Raw genomic sequence first — 15,764 nt, forward strand, 5'->3', positions numbered from 1 at the left:
TCAATAGAAATTGTTGCGACATTGTTTTTGACGCAACGTTTCCTTCTGTCAGCCGACAGGACGGTCCGCGACCCGCACCGAGAGTCCGTAATCCAGCTCGGCCCCGTCCACGAGCAGTGCCTCGACCGCGCGGGTCACCGGGTCGATGTCCGCTTCCATGCCGTCCCCCGCATACCGCGGATAGCCGGAGGCGCCGGTCTCCCCGGTGGCCACCACCACCGCGGAACGCAGGGCGCCGTCGGTACCGCCCGTGCCCGCCCCGCCCTCGGCGAACTCGGGGACCAGGAGCAGCTCGTACCTCTGCGGATGAGTCTTCATGCCAGTGACGCTAGACAGGAGTCGCGTGCGCCGCACGTCCACGCGGCCGCTCGTGGCCGCGACTCACCGGTCCAGAGCACCGGCGGCCGCCCGCACCACCGCGTCCGCCATCGCGGCGAGCGCGGGCGAGTCGAGCTTCCACTGCTGCCAGAACAGCGGTACGTCCACGACGCGTTCGGCGTCGAGCAGGGTCAGCGTGCCGGCCCGCAGCAAGGGCTCGGCCTGCGCCCGCGGCACCACGCCCCACCCGAGGCCCGCCTCGATCGCCTCGACGAAGGCGCGCGATGAGGGAACGTAGTGCCGCAAACGTCCTGCCCCGCGCCCGCCCGTCACCTGGCGCGCGAAATCGTCCTGCAGGCAGTCACGACGGTCGAAGAACATCACGGGCGCGTCCGCGAGGACCTGCCCCAGCGGTACCCGCGGCCAGTCGCCGAGCCACCGCGCCGCGAACGCGGGTGAGGCGACCGGCAGATACCGCATCCGCCCCAGCCGCCGCACGGTGCACCCCGCCACCGCGTCCGGCGACGACGTCACCGCGGCCATCACCGACCCCTCGCGCAGCAGCGACGTCGTGTGCTCCTCGTCCTCGCGGCGCAGCTCGAAACAGACCCGCAGCTCGGCGGGGACCGCGGCCAGCGCCGACAGGAACCAGGTCGCGAGCGAATCGGCGTTCACCGCGATCGGCAGGACGGCGGCCTCACCCGTGTCGCTGATGCCGAGCTCGGCGCGCGCGTCCCTTTCGAGGCGGGCCAGCTGCCGCGCGAACCGCACGACGACCTGCCCCGAATCGGTGGGCCGCACCGGCTTCGTACGCATCAGGAGCACCCGGCCGGTCCGCTGCTCCAACGCCTTCACGCGCTGGCTGACCGCGGAAGGGGTGACGTGCAGGGCGGCCGCGGCGGCGTCGAAGGTGCCCTCGTCGACGACGGCGAGGAGGGTCCGCACGTGCTCCAGCGGCAGCTCCGAGACGGCTCCCGGCAGCGACCTCACCGTCACGTCCGCACCTGTCACCGGCGCTCCCCTCCTCTACTCACGCCATTAGTTCTGCTTAAGCTACATGACAATCTTTAGCTGTACGCAGGCGTCAATGATCCTTAACGTCGGTGTCCATGGGATCAGCACTCACCGCCACAGCCGCCGGGTTCGGCACCGGACTCTCGCTCATCGTCGCCATCGGCTCGCAGAACGCCTTCGTGCTGCGCCAGGGCATCCGTCGTCAGGCGGTGTTCAGCGTGGTGGCCATCTGTGCCCTGTCCGACATAGTGCTCATCGCCGCGGGCGTGGGCGGCGTCGGCACCGTGGTCACCGCCTGGCCCCCGGCGCTGACCCTCGTCGGCCTGATAGGCGGAGCCTTCCTCCTCTCGTACGCCGTGCTCGCCGCACGCAGAGCGCTGCGCCCCACCGCGATGACGGCCACCGGCGCGACGGCCGGGTCACGGCGCGGCGCGCTGCTCGCCTGCCTCGCCATGACCTGGCTCAACCCGCACGTCTACCTCGACACGGTGCTGCTGCTCGGCTCCGTCGCCGCCGGGCACGACGGGCTGCGCTGGGCCTTCGGGATCGGCGCGATGCTCGGCAGCGTGTGCTGGTTCGCCGCGCTCGGCTACGGCGCCCGCCTGCTCAGCGGCTTCTTCGAGCGCCCGGCGTCCTGGCGGGCCCTGGACGTCCTGATCGCCGTGACGATGGCGGTCATGGGGACCACGCTCGTCATCGGCGTGCTCTGACCACCGCCCACCGCCGCTCCCCTTAGGTGATCGTTCGGGGTAAACCCCTACCCGTACCGGGCAGTTGGGAGGATGTGATCACCCCGGAAGATCGGCGAAGCTCTTCCGCATGACGAAGATCAAGCGCAACACCGCCCTGCTCGCCGCCTCCGCGGCCGTCCTCACCCTCACCGCCCCGCTCGCCGCCTCCGCGTCGACCCCCGCCACGGCCGCGTCGACCACGAAGCTCGTCTGGACCACGTGCCCAGGTCAGGGGCTCGACCCCCGGCAGGAGTGCGCGACGCTCGACGTCCCGATGGACTACGCCCACCCCGAAGGCAGAACGATCGAGCTCGCGATCTCCCGCATCCCCAGTGAGAAGCCCGCCACCCGCCGCGGCGCCCTCCTCCTCATCGCCGGCGGACCCGGCGGCTCCAGCATCAACGACCCCTCCCACAAAGGACAGAAACTGCCCCAGAGCGTGCGGGACAGCCACGACCTGATCGGCTTCGACCCCCGCGGCCTCGGCCGCTCCACCCCGGTCACCTGTGGCTTCGAGCACGCCGACATGGCCACCTCCAAGCTGCGCCCCTGGCCCGCACCCGACGGTTCCGTCGACGAGAACATGGCCGTCGCGAAACGGACATCCGAAGCCTGCGCCCGCAACGGCGGCGAACTCCTCCGCCACATCAGCACCCCCGACAACGCCCGCGACATCGACCGCATCCGCGCCGCACTCGGCGAAGAGAGAATCAGCGCGTGGGCGGTCTCGTACGGCACCTACGTCGGCGCCGTCTACAGCCAGCTCTTCCCGCGCCGCACCGACCGCATCGTGCTGGACAGCAACGACAACCCCGACCCCGCCCGCGTCGGCCGCGGCTGGCTCGCCGCGCACGAGCAGGGCGTCGAGGACACCTTCGCGGAGTTCGCCAAGTGGGCCTCCGAGCCCGGCAACCAGTACCGCGTGGCCGACACGGCGGCCGACGTGCGCACGGGCTTCCTGCGCCTCGCCGAACGCCTCGACCACGAGCCGATCCCCTGGGACGGGGCCAATCCGGAGCAACTCGACGGCAACGTACTGCGCCAGACCATGCTCAACGCGATGGACGACCCCGACGGCTTCCCCGCACTCGCCCAGCTGATCCTCGCCGCCCGCCAGGGCAGCCTGCCGCCCGCGCCCCCGGCGCCGCCCGAGAGCGCGATACAGAACTCCGTGGCCGTCGGCTCCGCGACCCTCTGCAACGACGTCGCGTGGCCCAGGACGACGGCCGTGTACCAGAAGGGCGTCACCGCGAGCCGCGCCGCGTTCCCGCTGACCGCGGGCATGCCGAGGAACGCGATGCTCTGCGCCGCCTGGCCGTACGAGCCCAAGCAGGCCCCGGTACGCATCACCGACCGCGGCCCGTCCAACATCCTGCTCGTCCAGAACGAGCGCGACCCCAACACCCCGCTGAGCGGTGCCCTGAAGATGCGCGACGCCCTCGGCCGCCGGGCCACGATGGTGACCGTCGACGCCACCGGCCACGACTCCTACCTCGCCAACGGAAACGCCTGCGGCGACCGCACCGTCTCCCGCTTCCTCGCCACCGGAGAGCGGCCGGACCACGACACCTACTGCGCCTGACCAACCCCCTGACCTGCCGCTCCCGGGGCGCCCGCCGCGTGTGAAGGTCGTCACAAGCGGGCGTCTCATGATCGGGGTCGGTCCCACCGGGGCACTGAGTTCGCGTAAGGTCGCGGGTCGGCCGCACACGGCCGCCCGAGTACGCAGTCCCCGAACAAGGAGCCGCAGGTCATGCCGGCCAATGACGCCACCCAGGCGCCGATATACCACACCCTCGTCCAGGAGCACGGCGACGTCGTCGCCACGGCCCGCAAGGCCGCGGAGGAGACCCAGCAGACGGCCGAGGACCTCCTCGACTTCGGCACGTCCGCCCCGGCCGGCACGCCCTCCTCCGGGCCCGCGTCCTGACGGCAGCGGCGCGGCGCACAGGCTCTCCCGTACGCCTCGGACGCGGCCCGGGTGCCCGAACGGGTTCTCGGGGCCGCACCGCCTCGCGCGGGCCCGCGTCGATCGGCCAGGATGGCCCGATGGACTACGAGTTCTGGAAAGAGATCCACGCCCGCGGCGGCATCCCCGCGGTCAAGAGCGCGCTGGAGGACCTTCCCGGCGACCTCCCTGCCAAGGAGGCGGACGCGGCGACCGAGCTGGCCCTGAAGGTCATCGAGGACGACATCGCCCGCATCAACGCCCGGGCGGACCGGGCCGAGGCGCGAGCGAGCCAGCTGGCCGCGCAGGCCCGCGAGGTGAACCAGCAGCTGAGCGCGCACGCGACGAACCGCGAAACGGGCGGGACGGCGGGCGCAGTGGTGGACGAGGGCGACGGGCGGGGCGACTGAGCCGGACGGGACGTCTGTGCCGGGCGGCCTCCCAAGGTGAGACGGTCTCACAAGGTGCGGCGGCCCCACGGGGGTGAGCGGCCCCGCGGGCCGAGACGACCGGCCACCGACGCGGACCGTCGGAAGACGGCCGTCGTGTCGCGGCCCGTCGAAGGGCTCCACCCTCACGTACGCGCCATCAACCGCACCATCGCCATGTCGTACCGTGCCTGCAGCCCCGCGTCCGCCGATACCCGCAACAGCGCCCCGAGCGCGCGGACCGCACCGTCGTCGTAACCGCACCCCTCCGCCTCGCGCGCCGCGGCCTCAAGGCGCCGAATGCCCTCGGCCTCGTCGCCCATCCCCAGCAGCGCCTCCCCGATCACGATGCGCAGCAGCACCCGGGCCGCCGCCGAGGCCTGCGAGGAGATGTCCAGGTCGAGGGCCGCGACCGCCGTCTCGAAGGCCGGCTGCCACTCACCGGCATCGAGGCGGTGTCGGGCCAAGTGGTAGAGCGCGAGCCGTTCGGTGTTCCGGTCGCCGACGCTGTGCGCCAGCTCCGCCGCGAGCGCGCATCCCTCGGAGGCTTCCTCCGGGCTGCCGAGTTCCGACTGCGCGAGCGACAGGTTGATCAGCGCGGTCGCCTCCCCGCGCGCGTCACCGGCCCGGGCGGCGAGCACGGGCGCGGCCTCCAGATGGGCCAGCGCCTCTGTGGTGCGCCCCTCCTCCGTAAGCACCCAGCCGAGCAGCGCGAGCACCCGCGACTCGGCGCGCGCGTCGCCATCGGCCCGCGCCGCCTCAAGTGCCGTACGCAGCAGAGGAGTCCAGCCGTCCCGCACCCGCCACACGATCTGCGGCCACAGCGCCAGGACGATCCGCCACGTCCTGGCGTGCAGCCCGGCGGCGTGTGCGGCGGCCGCCGCCAGCGTCAGGTCGTCGCGCTCGGCCGCGTACCAGTCCATGGCCTGCTCACGGCCGGTGAACTCCCGTGTCGCCTGCGGCGGGTGGAAGTCCGCGGGCAGGGCGAAGCACGACTCGTCGCCGGGCTCGGCCGCGTCCGCGGCGGCCAGCGCCGTGGCGACCGTATGGTCGAGCCCCCGCACCAAGGTGTCGGGCCCGGCGTCGAGCCCGCGCGCGTACAACCGGACGAGGTCGTGCAGCGTCCAGCGGTCCGGCGCGGTCCGGATCACCAGGTGCGCGGCGGTGAGCTTGTCCAGCGCCGCCGCGGCCGTCTCCGGGTCCGTACCGGCGAGAGCCGCGGCCGTGTACCGGTCGACATGCGTTCCAGGGTGCTGCCCGAGAGGGGCGAAGTGGTGCGCGGCGTCCGCCGGGAGCCGGCGGACCGTCAGGCGCAGCGCGGCTCGGACGCCTGTGTCCTCCACGTCCAGGAGGCTCAACCGCCGTGACTCGTCGGACAGTTCGCCGCACATGGCACTCAGTGACCACTCCGGCTGATCGGCGAGACGGGCAGCCGCCACCCGCAGCGCGAGCGGCAGCCCGCCGCACAGCTCCGCGAGGCGCCGGGCGGCCACCTCCTCCGCGAGCACCCGTTCCTTGCCGAGCACCGCGGCGAGCAGCGCCGTGCTGTCCTCCGGTTCGAGTACGTCCACGGGGACGGGCCGCGCGGCGTCGGAGGCGATCAGCCCGCGCAGCCGGTACCGGCTCGTGACCACGGTGACGCACTGCGCCCCGCCCGGCAGCAGCTCGCGGACCTGCTCGGACGCGCGCGCGTTGTCGAGTACGACAAGGAGTTCCCGCTCGGCACAGAGGGAACGGAACAGGGCGGACGCGGCGCCGGCCGACTCCGGTATCCGGCGCGGCGCCACACCCAGCGCCAGCAGGAACTCCCGCAGCACTTCGAGAAGGGCCGGTTCGCCCGTGTCGCTGAAGCCGCGCAGGTCGGCGTAGAGCAGACCGCCGGGGAACTGGTCGCGATTGCGGTGCGCCCAGTGCGCCACGAGCGCGGTCTTGCCGACGCCGGCGGGCCCGGTGACCAGACAGACGGGCGCCTCGCCCGCGGCGGCCCGGGACAGCGCGGTCAGCTCCCCGGCCCGCCCGTGGAAGCCGCGCGGCATGCGCGGGAGCAGGTCGATCGTGCCTGGCGGAGGGGCTGTTGGCAGTCCGTGGACGGGTGGTGGGGCGGGGGCGGCTATGGGGGCGGGGGCAGGGACTGCGGCGTGTGCGGGAGCCGGAGGTGAGGCTGACTTCGCGGTGTCGGTCACGGAGGCAGCCGCGACGGAAGTCGCAGCCGTGGTGGCAGCAGCGGTCGATGCGGACGAGGTCGATAGGGAGGTCGACGTCGAGTGCGAGGCCGGACCTGGTCTTCGCGCCGCCTCGTCCCTGTCGTCCTCTCCGCGCAGCACGACCGTGTAGGCGTCGGCCAGCTCCCGTCCGGGGTCGACGCCCAACTCGTCGGCGAGCAGCCGTCGCGTGCGGTGGAACCAGTCGAGCGCCTCCGAGCGGCGGCCCGCCCGCTGCAGTTCCCGTACGAGCGCCGCGGCCAGCGATTCGCGCAGCGGGTGGACGCTCGCCTCCGCCCGCAGCACGGCCGCGGCGCGCGCGTGCTCGCCCATCCCCGAGTACGCCGTGGCCAGCGACTCGACGGAGGCGAGGCGGAGCTCCTCCAGGGCCTGGGCGGCCGCCTGCAAGGGCTGACTTGGATGCGCGCCGGTCAGCGCGGGACCCTGCCAGAGGGACAGCGCCTCCTGGTACATCGCCACGGCATCGGCGGGGGCGCGCTGACTGCGGGCCAGCGTCACCAGCTCTTCGAAGCGGTGGGCGTCGAGCAGCGATTCGGGCATCCGCAGGACGTACGCCGAGCCCTGGGTGAGCAGCTCGACGCCGAACATCTCGGCGTCCGCGCCGGCGAGCAGGACCCTGAGCCGCGACACATGGCCCTGGATGACGCCGCGGGCCCGCGCCGGCGGCTCGTCGTCCCACAGCGCGTCCGTCAGCTGGCTCACCGGGACCGGATGGTTGGGCCTCAGCAGCAGGGCGGCGAGCAGGCTGCGCCGCTTGGCGGGTCCGAGCGGCACCACACCGACCTCAGTGGCGACGGAAACCGCTCCAAGCAGCCGGAACTCCACTGATGCAACTCCTCCTGCGGGAAAAGATCAGATTACCGGAGGGGGCGCGGTGCCCGAGTACCGTCTACGCGGAAGCGGCCTCCGGCCCGGCGGAGTCCGGACGCCGGGCGGCAGATCCGGGCCGGTGGCAAGAGGGGACCGGTCACAAGCGCGAGAGGTGGGGAGCGGGCATGGTGGCCGGCTGGGAGTGGGACGAGACGTTGTTCGCGGGGGCGGCCCCCTATTACGCGCGCGGAAGACTGCCCTACGCGCCCGGCCTGGCGGACGTACTCGCCGAGGTGCTCGGCCTCGACGTGCGGGGGCGTCTCCTCGACGTGGGATGTGGTCCGGGAACCCTCGTGCTGACCCTGGCCCCGCTGTTCGGCGAGGTGGTGGGCGTGGACCCGGACGGCGACATGATCGCCGAAGCGGGTCGCGAGGCGGTCCGGCGGGGCGCGGCCGCACGGGCGCGATGGGTGCGGGCCCGCGCGGAGGACCTCCCCGCGGGGCTCGGCACGTTCACCGTCGCGGTCTTCGCCCAGTCCTTCCACTGGATGGACCGCGACCTGGTCGCCGCGACCGTCAAGGAGATGCTTTGTTCCGGCGGCGCGCTGGTCCACATCTCGGATGTGAAGACGGAGGCTCGGCCGGTCGACGGGCTCCCGTACCCGGCGCCACCCCACGAGGCGGTGGGGGCGCTGGTCAGACGGTACTTGGGGCCGGTCCGCCGCGCCGGGCGGGGCGTGTTGGCGCAGGGCACCCCCGGCGGCGAGGCGGCCGTGTACGCCCGGGCGGGCTTCTCGGGGCCGGAGCACCACGTCGTGCCCGGCGGACAGCCCCTGGAACGCTCGGCCGACGACGTCGTGGCCGGTGTCTTCTCCATGTCGAACTCGGCCCCGCACCTGTTCGGTACCGGCCGCGACCGCTTCGAAGCCGATCTGCGCGCACTGCTGCGGGAGGCCTCCGCGTCGGGCCGGTTCTCCGAACGTGTCCCGAGCACGGAAGTGCACGTCTGGCGGAATGGCGCGCCCAGGGACTGATGACGGCGGGGGCCGACGGATGGTCAACGATGACCAAGACCACGAAACGACAAGGGCATGCGTTATTCGCGAGCCACATGCGAATGCCGCCCGCCGGTTGGCTAGGCTGAGGTCATGGGTATGTCTTCCGTCGAGCGACTGCGTGCGGCTGTGGCCGCGCTGATGCAGATCACCGGTGACACACAAGCGGGCCTCGCCTCCGTACTAGGCGTCGACCAGACGCAGGTGTCACGTCGTCAGTCCGGCGCCGCCGCCTGGGGCCTGGACGACTGCGACGCGATCGCCGTGCACTACGGCATCGATGTGCTCGACCTGCTCGCCGGCCCCACCCGGGCCTGCGAGGCGCTGCCCGCCGACCGCCGTCGTACCGTTCCGAGGCGCCGTACCGCCGCCGGACCCGCAGCGAGGGGTGCGGCCCGGCGATGAGCGACTTCGACGCCATCGACGCCCTGCTGGCCGTCGCGGGGCCGGAGGTGGAACTGCCGTCCGCCGAGGAACGCCGCACGCTGCGCGAGGCCCTGAACCTGTCGCAGGCCCAAGTGGCGCGCGCCATCGGGGTGAGCCCGAACACGGTCGGCGGCTGGGAGTCCGGCCGCGAACCGACGGGTGGCGTCCGGGAGAAGTACGCGTACTTTCTCGACGCGGCGCGTACGAGGCTCGCGCCGCAGCCTTCGGGGACCGACCCCGACCGCGAGCCCGAAGCCGAACCGGAGTCCGAGCCGCAGCCCTTCGCCGCCTCCCAGGCGCCGACCGGGGGACGAGGCGAACCCGCCGACAGCACGGCCGGGCGCCTGGCCCACCCTGAACCGTGTGTGCTGTGCGGCAGGCCCGCCACGGAGGAGGTGGAGGGCTTCCCGCAGCACCTGGACCCCACCCAGTGCGGCACCACGAACACAGCGGTCACCCCCGCGCTCGCTCCCGCCTCCACCCGCCCGGCGCGGCAGGTGAAACTCGTCCCGGTGGGACGCAGGGCGCAGACACCCGCCGACATGCCCGACGTGATCGGCCGCGCCGTGCGGGAGGCGCTCGCCGCGCACGCGGGCGACGTGGATGCCGCCACGGCCGCCCTGGTCAAGCGGGCCATCCCGGACGCGATGGCCCTGCTCGACGAGACCCGCAAGGGTGGCCGTTACGACATCGTGGCGCACCCCTGGATCCCGGACATCCTGCGCAAGCAGACCTCGCGCGGCGCGGACCAGATCTGGGAGGCCCGACCCAAGTGGACCCGCCCCGAACTCCCGCCCGGCGCCCACGAGGTGACGGCCCTCGACATGAACGGCGCCTACCTCTCCGCGCTCAAGACGCATCTCCCGATCGGCCAGCTGGAGCACTCCACCGGCTTCGCCCACGACCGCCGCCGCGCCGGAGTCCACCTCGTCACCCCACCCGTCTGGGACCACGAGGATGTCCTGCCGAACCCGATCGGCAACCGCGACGAACCGGGCCCTCTCTGGATCACCGAGCCGACCCTGCGCCTGCTCCTGCGCCTTTCGTCGCCGAAGTACGGACTGTGCGAGCCGCCCCTCATCCACGAGTCGTACACCTCCGGCGCGACCGAAGGCCTCCTCGAGAAGTTCCGTGTCGCCCTCAAGGACGCCCGGGACCTGGCGATCGGCGAGGACGACGAGGTGACGCTGGAGTACGTGAAGGCGATGTACTCCAAGTTCGTCGCCACGATGGGGGAGTCGAACTACAACCGCGAGCTCTACCGCCCCGACTGGATGCACCTCATCCGCTCCCAGGCTTTCTCCAACCTCTGGATGAAGGCCTACAAGGCGTACGAGGAAGGTCTCACCGTCGTCCGCGCGATGGGCACCGACGAGCTCCATGTGATCGGCGACTGGCGGAGTGTCTTCGCCGAGGGACGGTCGGTCACCGAGGTCAAGGTCAAGGACCGGTACACCCTCGGGAGTCAGCGATGAGTTTCCTGAGTCAACCTCTAGGCCGCCACGGACTCGTCGGCTGCCGGTTTGATCTTGCCGTTGGCTTGGTGGATGTCGGGGTCGTAGCAGGTGCCGTCGCGCCAGCAGGCCCACATCACGCGCAGCCAGGAGCGGGCCAGGATGCGGGTGGCGTGGGGGTGGCGCTTCTTCCGGTCCCGGGCGTCGTTGTAGATCTTGGCCGCCCAGTCGCTGGAGTGGCGGCTGTTGTCGGCAAAGGTGGCGATCGCGAGGCGGGCTCTGCGGTTGGCCGCGAAGCGGAAGCCGACCGAGCGGGACTTGCCCGAGGCGCGGGTGACCGGGACGACGCCGGTCTCGGCGATGAGCTGTTCGCAGCTCTGGGCGCGCTCCAGGAAGGGGCCGATCTCGCCGATGATCTGAGCCAAGTTGACCTTGCCGATACGCGGCATGGGCGCGAACAGCGGGGCGTAGGGGTGGGTTTCGACCGCTTCGGTGATGGCCTTCTCCAAGGCGCGGATGGTCGCCCGGATGCCCTGGACGAGCTGGACCTGCATGAGGATGAGCTGCCGGGCGACGGGTTCGCTGAGGCGGGAGGCCGCGGCCGGGGCCGAACGCAGGCGTTCGATGAGCACGCTGCCGGGTTTCTTGCCGGAGTAGCCGCGGCGCTTGCACCAGGCTTCCAGGCGTCCGGCGGTGAGCTTGGCGGCCGAGCCGGGGGTGGGGTAACGCTCCAGGAAGGCCAGGGCGATGTCGCTGTCCAGGGTGGAGAAGAGTGCCTTGCCGCCGGGCCAGTGTTCGTCCAGCAGGGCGGCGAGCTGGTTGACGGCGGCGACACGGGCGTGGATGTGGTCGGCGCGCTGGCGGGTGAGGGCCTGCAGGTCCAAGGTGGCCTGTTCGGTGGGCTCCAGGCGGGGCAGCAGGTGCCCGTCGGTGCGCAGGTAGTCGGCGAGCTTCATGCTGTCGCCCGCGTCGGTCTTGGCCTTGGAGGCGCCCCAGCGCGGGCGCATGGCGTGGAAAGCGTTGGGGTGGACCGGGACGACCGGGTGGCCGGCGGCGAGCAGCCGGTCGACGGCCAGGCCACGGGTCGTCTCGATGGCCACCGGCAGGTCGGCCGGGTCCCCGTGCTTGCGCAGCCTCGCCAGAGTCTTGGTGAACCCCTCCTCGGTGTGGGCCAGTTCCCACCGGTCGATGCGCTTGCCGGTGTCATCCATGACGGTCACGTCGTGGGTGTCGGTGGCCCAGTCCCAGCCGATGTACACGAAAGAAGTACTCCTGTGTCGTGCGCGGAGCACCTGCTCGGTGGTGAGGACGTCTGCCGGGAGCTCATTAATCGGCCCTCTGCGGGGCGTGTCCCTGAAGCCGATCAGACGGCCTCGGCCCGGTGGGGCCGGCGGAACTCATCGTGGCCGTCGAGCGGCTCGCGAACATGGCCGTGCACCCACCGGGACCGAGAGGTCACAACCCTACCGAAGAGGGCTGCAGAAGGGATGGTCCCGTAATGAGTTTCCTGAGTCAACCTCTAGGCCGCCACGGACTCGTCGGCTGCCGGTTTGATCTTGCCGTTGGCTTGGTGGATGTCGGGGTCGTAGCAGGTGCCGTCGCGCCAGCAGGCCCACATCACGCGCAGCCAGGAGCGGGCCAGGATGCGGGTGGCGTGGGGGTGGCGCTTCTTCCGGTCCCGGGCGTCGTTGTAGATCTTGGCCGCCCAGTCGCTGGAGTGGCGGCTGTTGTCGGCAAAGGTGGCGATCGCGAGGCGGGCTCTGCGGTTGGCCGCGAAGCGGAAGCCGACCGAGCGGGACTTGCCCGAGGCGCGGGTGACCGGGACGACGCCGGTCTCGGCGATGAGCTGTTCGCAGCTCTGGGCGCGCTCCAGGAAGGGGCCGATCTCGCCGATGATCTGAGCCAAGTTGACCTTGCCGATACGCGGCATGGGCGCGAACAGCGGGGCGTAGGGGTGGGTTTCGACCGCTTCGGTGATGGCCTTCTCCAAGGCGCGGATGGTCGCCCGGATGCCCTGGACGAGCTGGACCTGCATGAGGATGAGCTGCCGGGCGACGGGTTCGCTGAGGCGGGAGGCCGCGGCCGGGGCCGAACGCAGGCGTTCGATGAGCACGCTGCCGGGTTTCTTGCCGGAGTAGCCGCGGCGCTTGCACCAGGCTTCCAGGCGTCCGGCGGTGAGCTTGGCGGCCGAGCCGGGGGTGGGGTAACGCTCCAGGAAGGCCAGGGCGATGTCGCTGTCCAGGGTGGAGAAGAGTGCCTTGCCGCCGGGCCAGTGTTCGTCCAGCAGGGCGGCGAGCTGGTTGACGGCGGCGACACGGGCGTGGATGTGGTCGGCGCGCTGGCGGGTGAGGGCCTGCAGGTCCAAGGTGGCCTGTTCGGTGGGCTCCAGGCGGGGCAGCAGGTGCCCGTCGGTGCGCAGGTAGTCGGCGAGCTTCATGCTGTCGCCCGCGTCGGTCTTGGCCTTGGAGGCGCCCCAGCGCGGGCGCATGGCGTGGAAAGCGTTGGGGTGGACCGGGACGACCGGGTGGCCGGCGGCGAGCAGCCGGTCGACGGCCAGGCCACGGGTCGTCTCGTTGACCACAGGCAGTGCGGCCGGGTCCCCGAGCTTGCGCAGCCTCGCCAGAGTCTTGGTGAACCCCTCCTCGGTGTGGGCCAGTTCCCACCGGTCGATGCGCTTGCCGGTGTCATCCATGACGGTCACGTCGTGGGTGTCGGTGGCCCAGTCCCAGCCGATGTACACGAAAGAAGTACTCCTGTGTCGTGCGCGGAGCACCTGCTCGGTGGTGAGGACGTCTGCCGGGAGCTCATTAATCGGCCCTCTGCGGGGCGTGTCCCTGAAGCCGATCAGACGGCCTCGGCCCGGTGGGGCCGGCGGAACTCATCGTGGCCGTCGAGCGGCTCGCGAACATGGCCGTGCACCCACCGGGACCGAGAGGTCACAACCCTACCGAAGAGGGCTGCAGAAGGGATGGTCCCGTAATGAGCGAACAGCAGGAGCGGGACCGTGAAGAGGAGATCACGTGGGGCTCCTTGAACGCCACGGGGAAAGCGCTGGTCGCAGCCGGAATGACGGCTCTGGGTCTCGGGGTCGGGGCCGTCGTCGTGCTCGTCCTGCTGCTGATGGTCCTGATCGTCACCGCCGCGTTCAGCGACCTGATCGAATTCGACGGTCTGGGCACGCTGCTCTGGGCCGCGCTGCTGAGTATCCCCTGCGGACTGCTCGCCGGGGTGTTCACCACCCCGGTGCGACTCCTGGTGCGGCTCAGCCGGCCCGCTGAGCGCACGAAGCAGGCGGCAGAGACGGTCACCTCCTGCCTGACGACCTTCATCGCCGCCATGTTCGTCCTGCAATTCACGCCGGGCCTGCACGCCACCAACCCATGGCTGCCCTCCGCGGCGGCGACCTTGCTGGGGATCGTGGCGAACCTGGTGATGGACCGAATGGACCGAAGGAACCGAGTGGAGTCGCGCAAGAGGTAGGTGTGCGAGGCCGCCGCAAGGACGGCGGGGCGGACCGTGGCCGGTCCGCCCCGCCGCGCGGGCGTTCGCTACGGAAGGCTGTGCACCTTCGGACCGACGGTGTTCGACCATGTGCTGCCCGCCGTCGCGTCCCAGTTCGTGGACCACGTCATGGCGCCGCGCAGTCCCGGGTACGTCTTCGACGGCTTGAAGGAGCCGCAGCCGGTGCCGCGGGCCAGGCAGTCCAGGGCGTTGTTCACGACGGACGGGGCGACGTAACCGCTGCCCGCGCCGCGCGTCGACGCCGGGACGCCGATGCCGACCTGTGACGGGTCGAGGCCACCCTCCAGCTGGATGCAGGCGAGCGCGGTCAGGAAGTCCACGGTGCCCTGGCTGTAGACCTTGCCGTCGCAGCCCAGCATCGAACCGCTGTTGTAGTACTGCATGTTGACGACCGTGAGGATGTCCTTCACGGCGAGCGCCGTCTGGAAGTACCCACCGGAGGTGGACTGCATGTCGATGGTCTGCGGCGCCATCGTGAGCACCAGCTTCGAGCCCGCCTTCGCGGAGAGCTGGCGCAGCGCCTTCGTCATGTAGGTCGGGTTGAGGCCGTTCTCCAGGTCGATGTCGACGCCGTCGAACCCGTACTCCTGCATGAGCGCGTAGGCACTGTTGGCGAACGCCGTCGCGGAGGCGTCACTGTTGACGGAGATGCTGCCCTTCTCGCCGCCGACCGAGAGGATCACGGACTTGCCCGCGGCGTGCTTGGCCGCGATGTCCGCCTTGAAGTCGGCGGGGGAGGAGTAGCCGACGGCCGGGTCCAGGTTGAAGGTGATCTGGCCCGGTGTGGTGGTGGCGTCGGCGAAGGAGACGGCGATGATGTCGTACTGCGAGGACACGTCCCGCAGCTTCTGCACGGTCGCGCCGTTGTTGAAGTTCTGCCAGTAGCCGGTCAGCGCGTGCTTGGGCACGGTGCCGCCGTCTCCGCCGCCGCCCTTGGTGGTCCGTGCGGACACCGCCGCCGACTTGGCGGACTCACCCGCCGCGTTCGAGGCGCTCACCTGGAAGCTGTACGTGGTCTCCGGCGTGAGGCCGGTGACGGTCGTGGAGGCGCCGCTTGTCGAGGCGACCTTCGTGCCGTCGCGGTAGACGGTGTACGCGGTGGCCGTGGACACCGGGGTCCAGGACAGGTCCACCGACGTGGACGTCGTCGCGCCCGCCGCGAGGCCGGCCGGCACGGCCGGTATCTCCACCGGATCGGTGCCGCCGCCTCCGTCGGGTCCGAGGACGCTCACATCGTCGACGTAGTACGCGCTCTGTCCGTACCAGCCGTGCGTGTACACGGTGACGGACGTGGTGTTCGCGCCGGTGGTGAAGCTGGTGGAGAGCTGCTGCCAGGAGGAGGTGCCCGGCGTCCACGTCGACACGTCGGTGGTACCCGTGCCGCGGGCACCGAGGTAGGCGTAACTGCCCTGCACCCAACTGCTCAGTTTGTACGTGGAGTTGGGCTTCACCTTGACGATCTGGGAACACTCGGCGGTGTCCTGGCCCGACGGGGTGGCCTTGAGCGCCTTCGTACCGCCGTGCACGGGGGAGGTGACGGCGGTACCGCTGTTCGCTGCGCAGGTCCAGTTGCTCAGGTCCGATTCGAACCCGGCGTTCTTGGCGACGTTGACGTCCGCTGCGACGCCGGCGGCCTTGGTGTCGGCCGACTGCGCGGGCGCGGCGAGCACGGTGACGGCGAGTGCGGCGGCCGCACTCACGGCGATCGCTGCGCCGAACCTCCGACGAAGGCCGGGTCTGCCCTGACGTACACGGTCCACGGGGTGCCTCCAGGGAGGAGAGAAGGAGGGGAGCGAACGACGGTGGCCACCGCTGCTGTGCGCATAGTTGGTCCAG

The 15,764-nt window shown here is 71.5% G+C and carries 14 protein-coding genes; 8 read left to right on the top strand and 6 right to left on the bottom strand.

Features of this window, described 5'->3' with window-relative positions; genetic code table 11:
• Nucleotides 1–48: 48 nt before the first annotated feature.
• A complete protein-coding gene (locus tag ACFVYR_RS29885; protein ID WP_384256454.1) occupies nucleotides 49–318 on the bottom strand; it encodes a hypothetical protein in 270 nt (89 codons plus the stop codon).
• 63 nt (nucleotides 319–381) lie between these two features.
• Nucleotides 382–1,329: a LysR family transcriptional regulator ArgP gene (locus ACFVYR_RS29890; RefSeq protein WP_384256456.1), complete on the bottom strand. Its 948-nt coding sequence runs from the start codon at nucleotides 1,327–1,329 to the stop codon at nucleotides 382–384.
• 98 nt (nucleotides 1,330–1,427) lie between these two features.
• On the opposite strand from ACFVYR_RS29890, the gene ACFVYR_RS29895 reads away from it, so the two are divergent.
• The 4 genes from ACFVYR_RS29895 (at nucleotide 1,428) to ACFVYR_RS29910 (ending at nucleotide 4,421) form a co-directional block, all read left to right on the top strand.
• Nucleotides 1,428–2,042 (top strand): LysE/ArgO family amino acid transporter, encoded by a 615-nt coding sequence (locus ACFVYR_RS29895; RefSeq protein ID WP_384256459.1) that lies wholly within the window; start codon nucleotides 1,428–1,430, stop codon nucleotides 2,040–2,042.
• A 109-nt stretch (nucleotides 2,043–2,151) separates the two neighbouring features.
• On the top strand, nucleotides 2,152–3,645 hold the full coding sequence (locus ACFVYR_RS29900; protein ID WP_384256461.1) for an alpha/beta hydrolase: 1,494 nt from the start codon (nucleotides 2,152–2,154) through the stop codon (nucleotides 3,643–3,645).
• Nucleotides 3,646–3,816: 171 nt separating this feature from the next.
• Complete coding sequence (locus ACFVYR_RS29905; RefSeq protein WP_384256463.1) at nucleotides 3,817–3,993, top strand: hypothetical protein; 177 nt, start codon at nucleotides 3,817–3,819, stop codon at nucleotides 3,991–3,993.
• A gap of 119 nt (nucleotides 3,994–4,112) precedes the next feature.
• Entirely contained in the window at nucleotides 4,113–4,421 is a 309-nt protein-coding gene (locus ACFVYR_RS29910; RefSeq protein ID WP_384256466.1) for a hypothetical protein, read from the top strand.
• A 164-nt stretch (nucleotides 4,422–4,585) separates the two neighbouring features.
• On the opposite strand, the gene ACFVYR_RS29915 is transcribed toward ACFVYR_RS29910, so the two are convergent.
• Nucleotides 4,586–7,486, bottom strand: coding sequence for a BTAD domain-containing putative transcriptional regulator (locus ACFVYR_RS29915; protein ID WP_384256468.1), 2,901 nt, complete (start codon nucleotides 7,484–7,486; stop codon nucleotides 4,586–4,588).
• Between the two features lie 170 nt (nucleotides 7,487–7,656).
• Between ACFVYR_RS29915 and ACFVYR_RS29920 the strand changes: the two genes are divergently transcribed.
• The 3 genes from ACFVYR_RS29920 (at nucleotide 7,657) to ACFVYR_RS29930 (ending at nucleotide 10,427) form a co-directional block, all read left to right on the top strand.
• The gene (locus ACFVYR_RS29920; RefSeq protein WP_384256471.1) at nucleotides 7,657–8,505 is read left to right on the top strand and encodes a class I SAM-dependent methyltransferase; all 849 of its coding nucleotides are present in this window, start codon (nucleotides 7,657–7,659) and stop codon (nucleotides 8,503–8,505) included.
• A 114-nt stretch (nucleotides 8,506–8,619) separates the two neighbouring features.
• The gene (locus tag ACFVYR_RS29925; protein ID WP_384256473.1) at nucleotides 8,620–8,931 is read left to right on the top strand and encodes a helix-turn-helix domain-containing protein; all 312 of its coding nucleotides are present in this window, start codon (nucleotides 8,620–8,622) and stop codon (nucleotides 8,929–8,931) included.
• Complete coding sequence (locus ACFVYR_RS29930) at nucleotides 8,928–10,427, top strand: helix-turn-helix domain-containing protein (protein ID WP_384256475.1); 1,500 nt, start codon at nucleotides 8,928–8,930, stop codon at nucleotides 10,425–10,427. Before ACFVYR_RS29925 ends, ACFVYR_RS29930 begins: the two co-directional genes overlap by 4 nt.
• Nucleotides 10,428–10,444: 17 nt before the next feature.
• Here the strand turns inward: ACFVYR_RS29930 and ACFVYR_RS29935 are convergent, their stop codons facing one another.
• Together ACFVYR_RS29935 and ACFVYR_RS29940 are read right to left on the bottom strand one after the other, a co-directional pair.
• Nucleotides 10,445–11,665, bottom strand: coding sequence for an IS110 family transposase (locus ACFVYR_RS29935; protein ID WP_384256478.1), 1,221 nt, complete (start codon nucleotides 11,663–11,665; stop codon nucleotides 10,445–10,447).
• A 260-nt stretch (nucleotides 11,666–11,925) separates the two neighbouring features.
• Entirely contained in the window at nucleotides 11,926–13,146 is a 1,221-nt protein-coding gene (locus ACFVYR_RS29940) for an IS110 family transposase (RefSeq protein ID WP_389613151.1), read from the bottom strand.
• A gap of 239 nt (nucleotides 13,147–13,385) precedes the next feature.
• On the opposite strand from ACFVYR_RS29940, the gene ACFVYR_RS29945 reads away from it, so the two are divergent.
• On the top strand, nucleotides 13,386–13,886 hold the full coding sequence (locus ACFVYR_RS29945; protein ID WP_384256480.1) for a hypothetical protein: 501 nt from the start codon (nucleotides 13,386–13,388) through the stop codon (nucleotides 13,884–13,886).
• A 68-nt stretch (nucleotides 13,887–13,954) separates the two neighbouring features.
• On the opposite strand, the gene ACFVYR_RS29950 is transcribed toward ACFVYR_RS29945, so the two are convergent.
• Nucleotides 13,955–15,688 carry a chitinase gene (locus ACFVYR_RS29950; protein WP_384256482.1) on the bottom strand — a complete coding sequence of 578 codons (1,734 nt, stop codon included), beginning with the start codon at nucleotides 15,686–15,688 and terminating at the stop codon, nucleotides 13,955–13,957.
• Between the last annotated feature and the right edge of the window lie 76 nt (nucleotides 15,689–15,764).

The sequence above is a fragment of the Streptomyces sp. NPDC058284 genome (assembly GCF_042881135.1).
Lineage (GTDB): Bacteria > Actinomycetota > Actinomycetes > Streptomycetales > Streptomycetaceae > Streptomyces.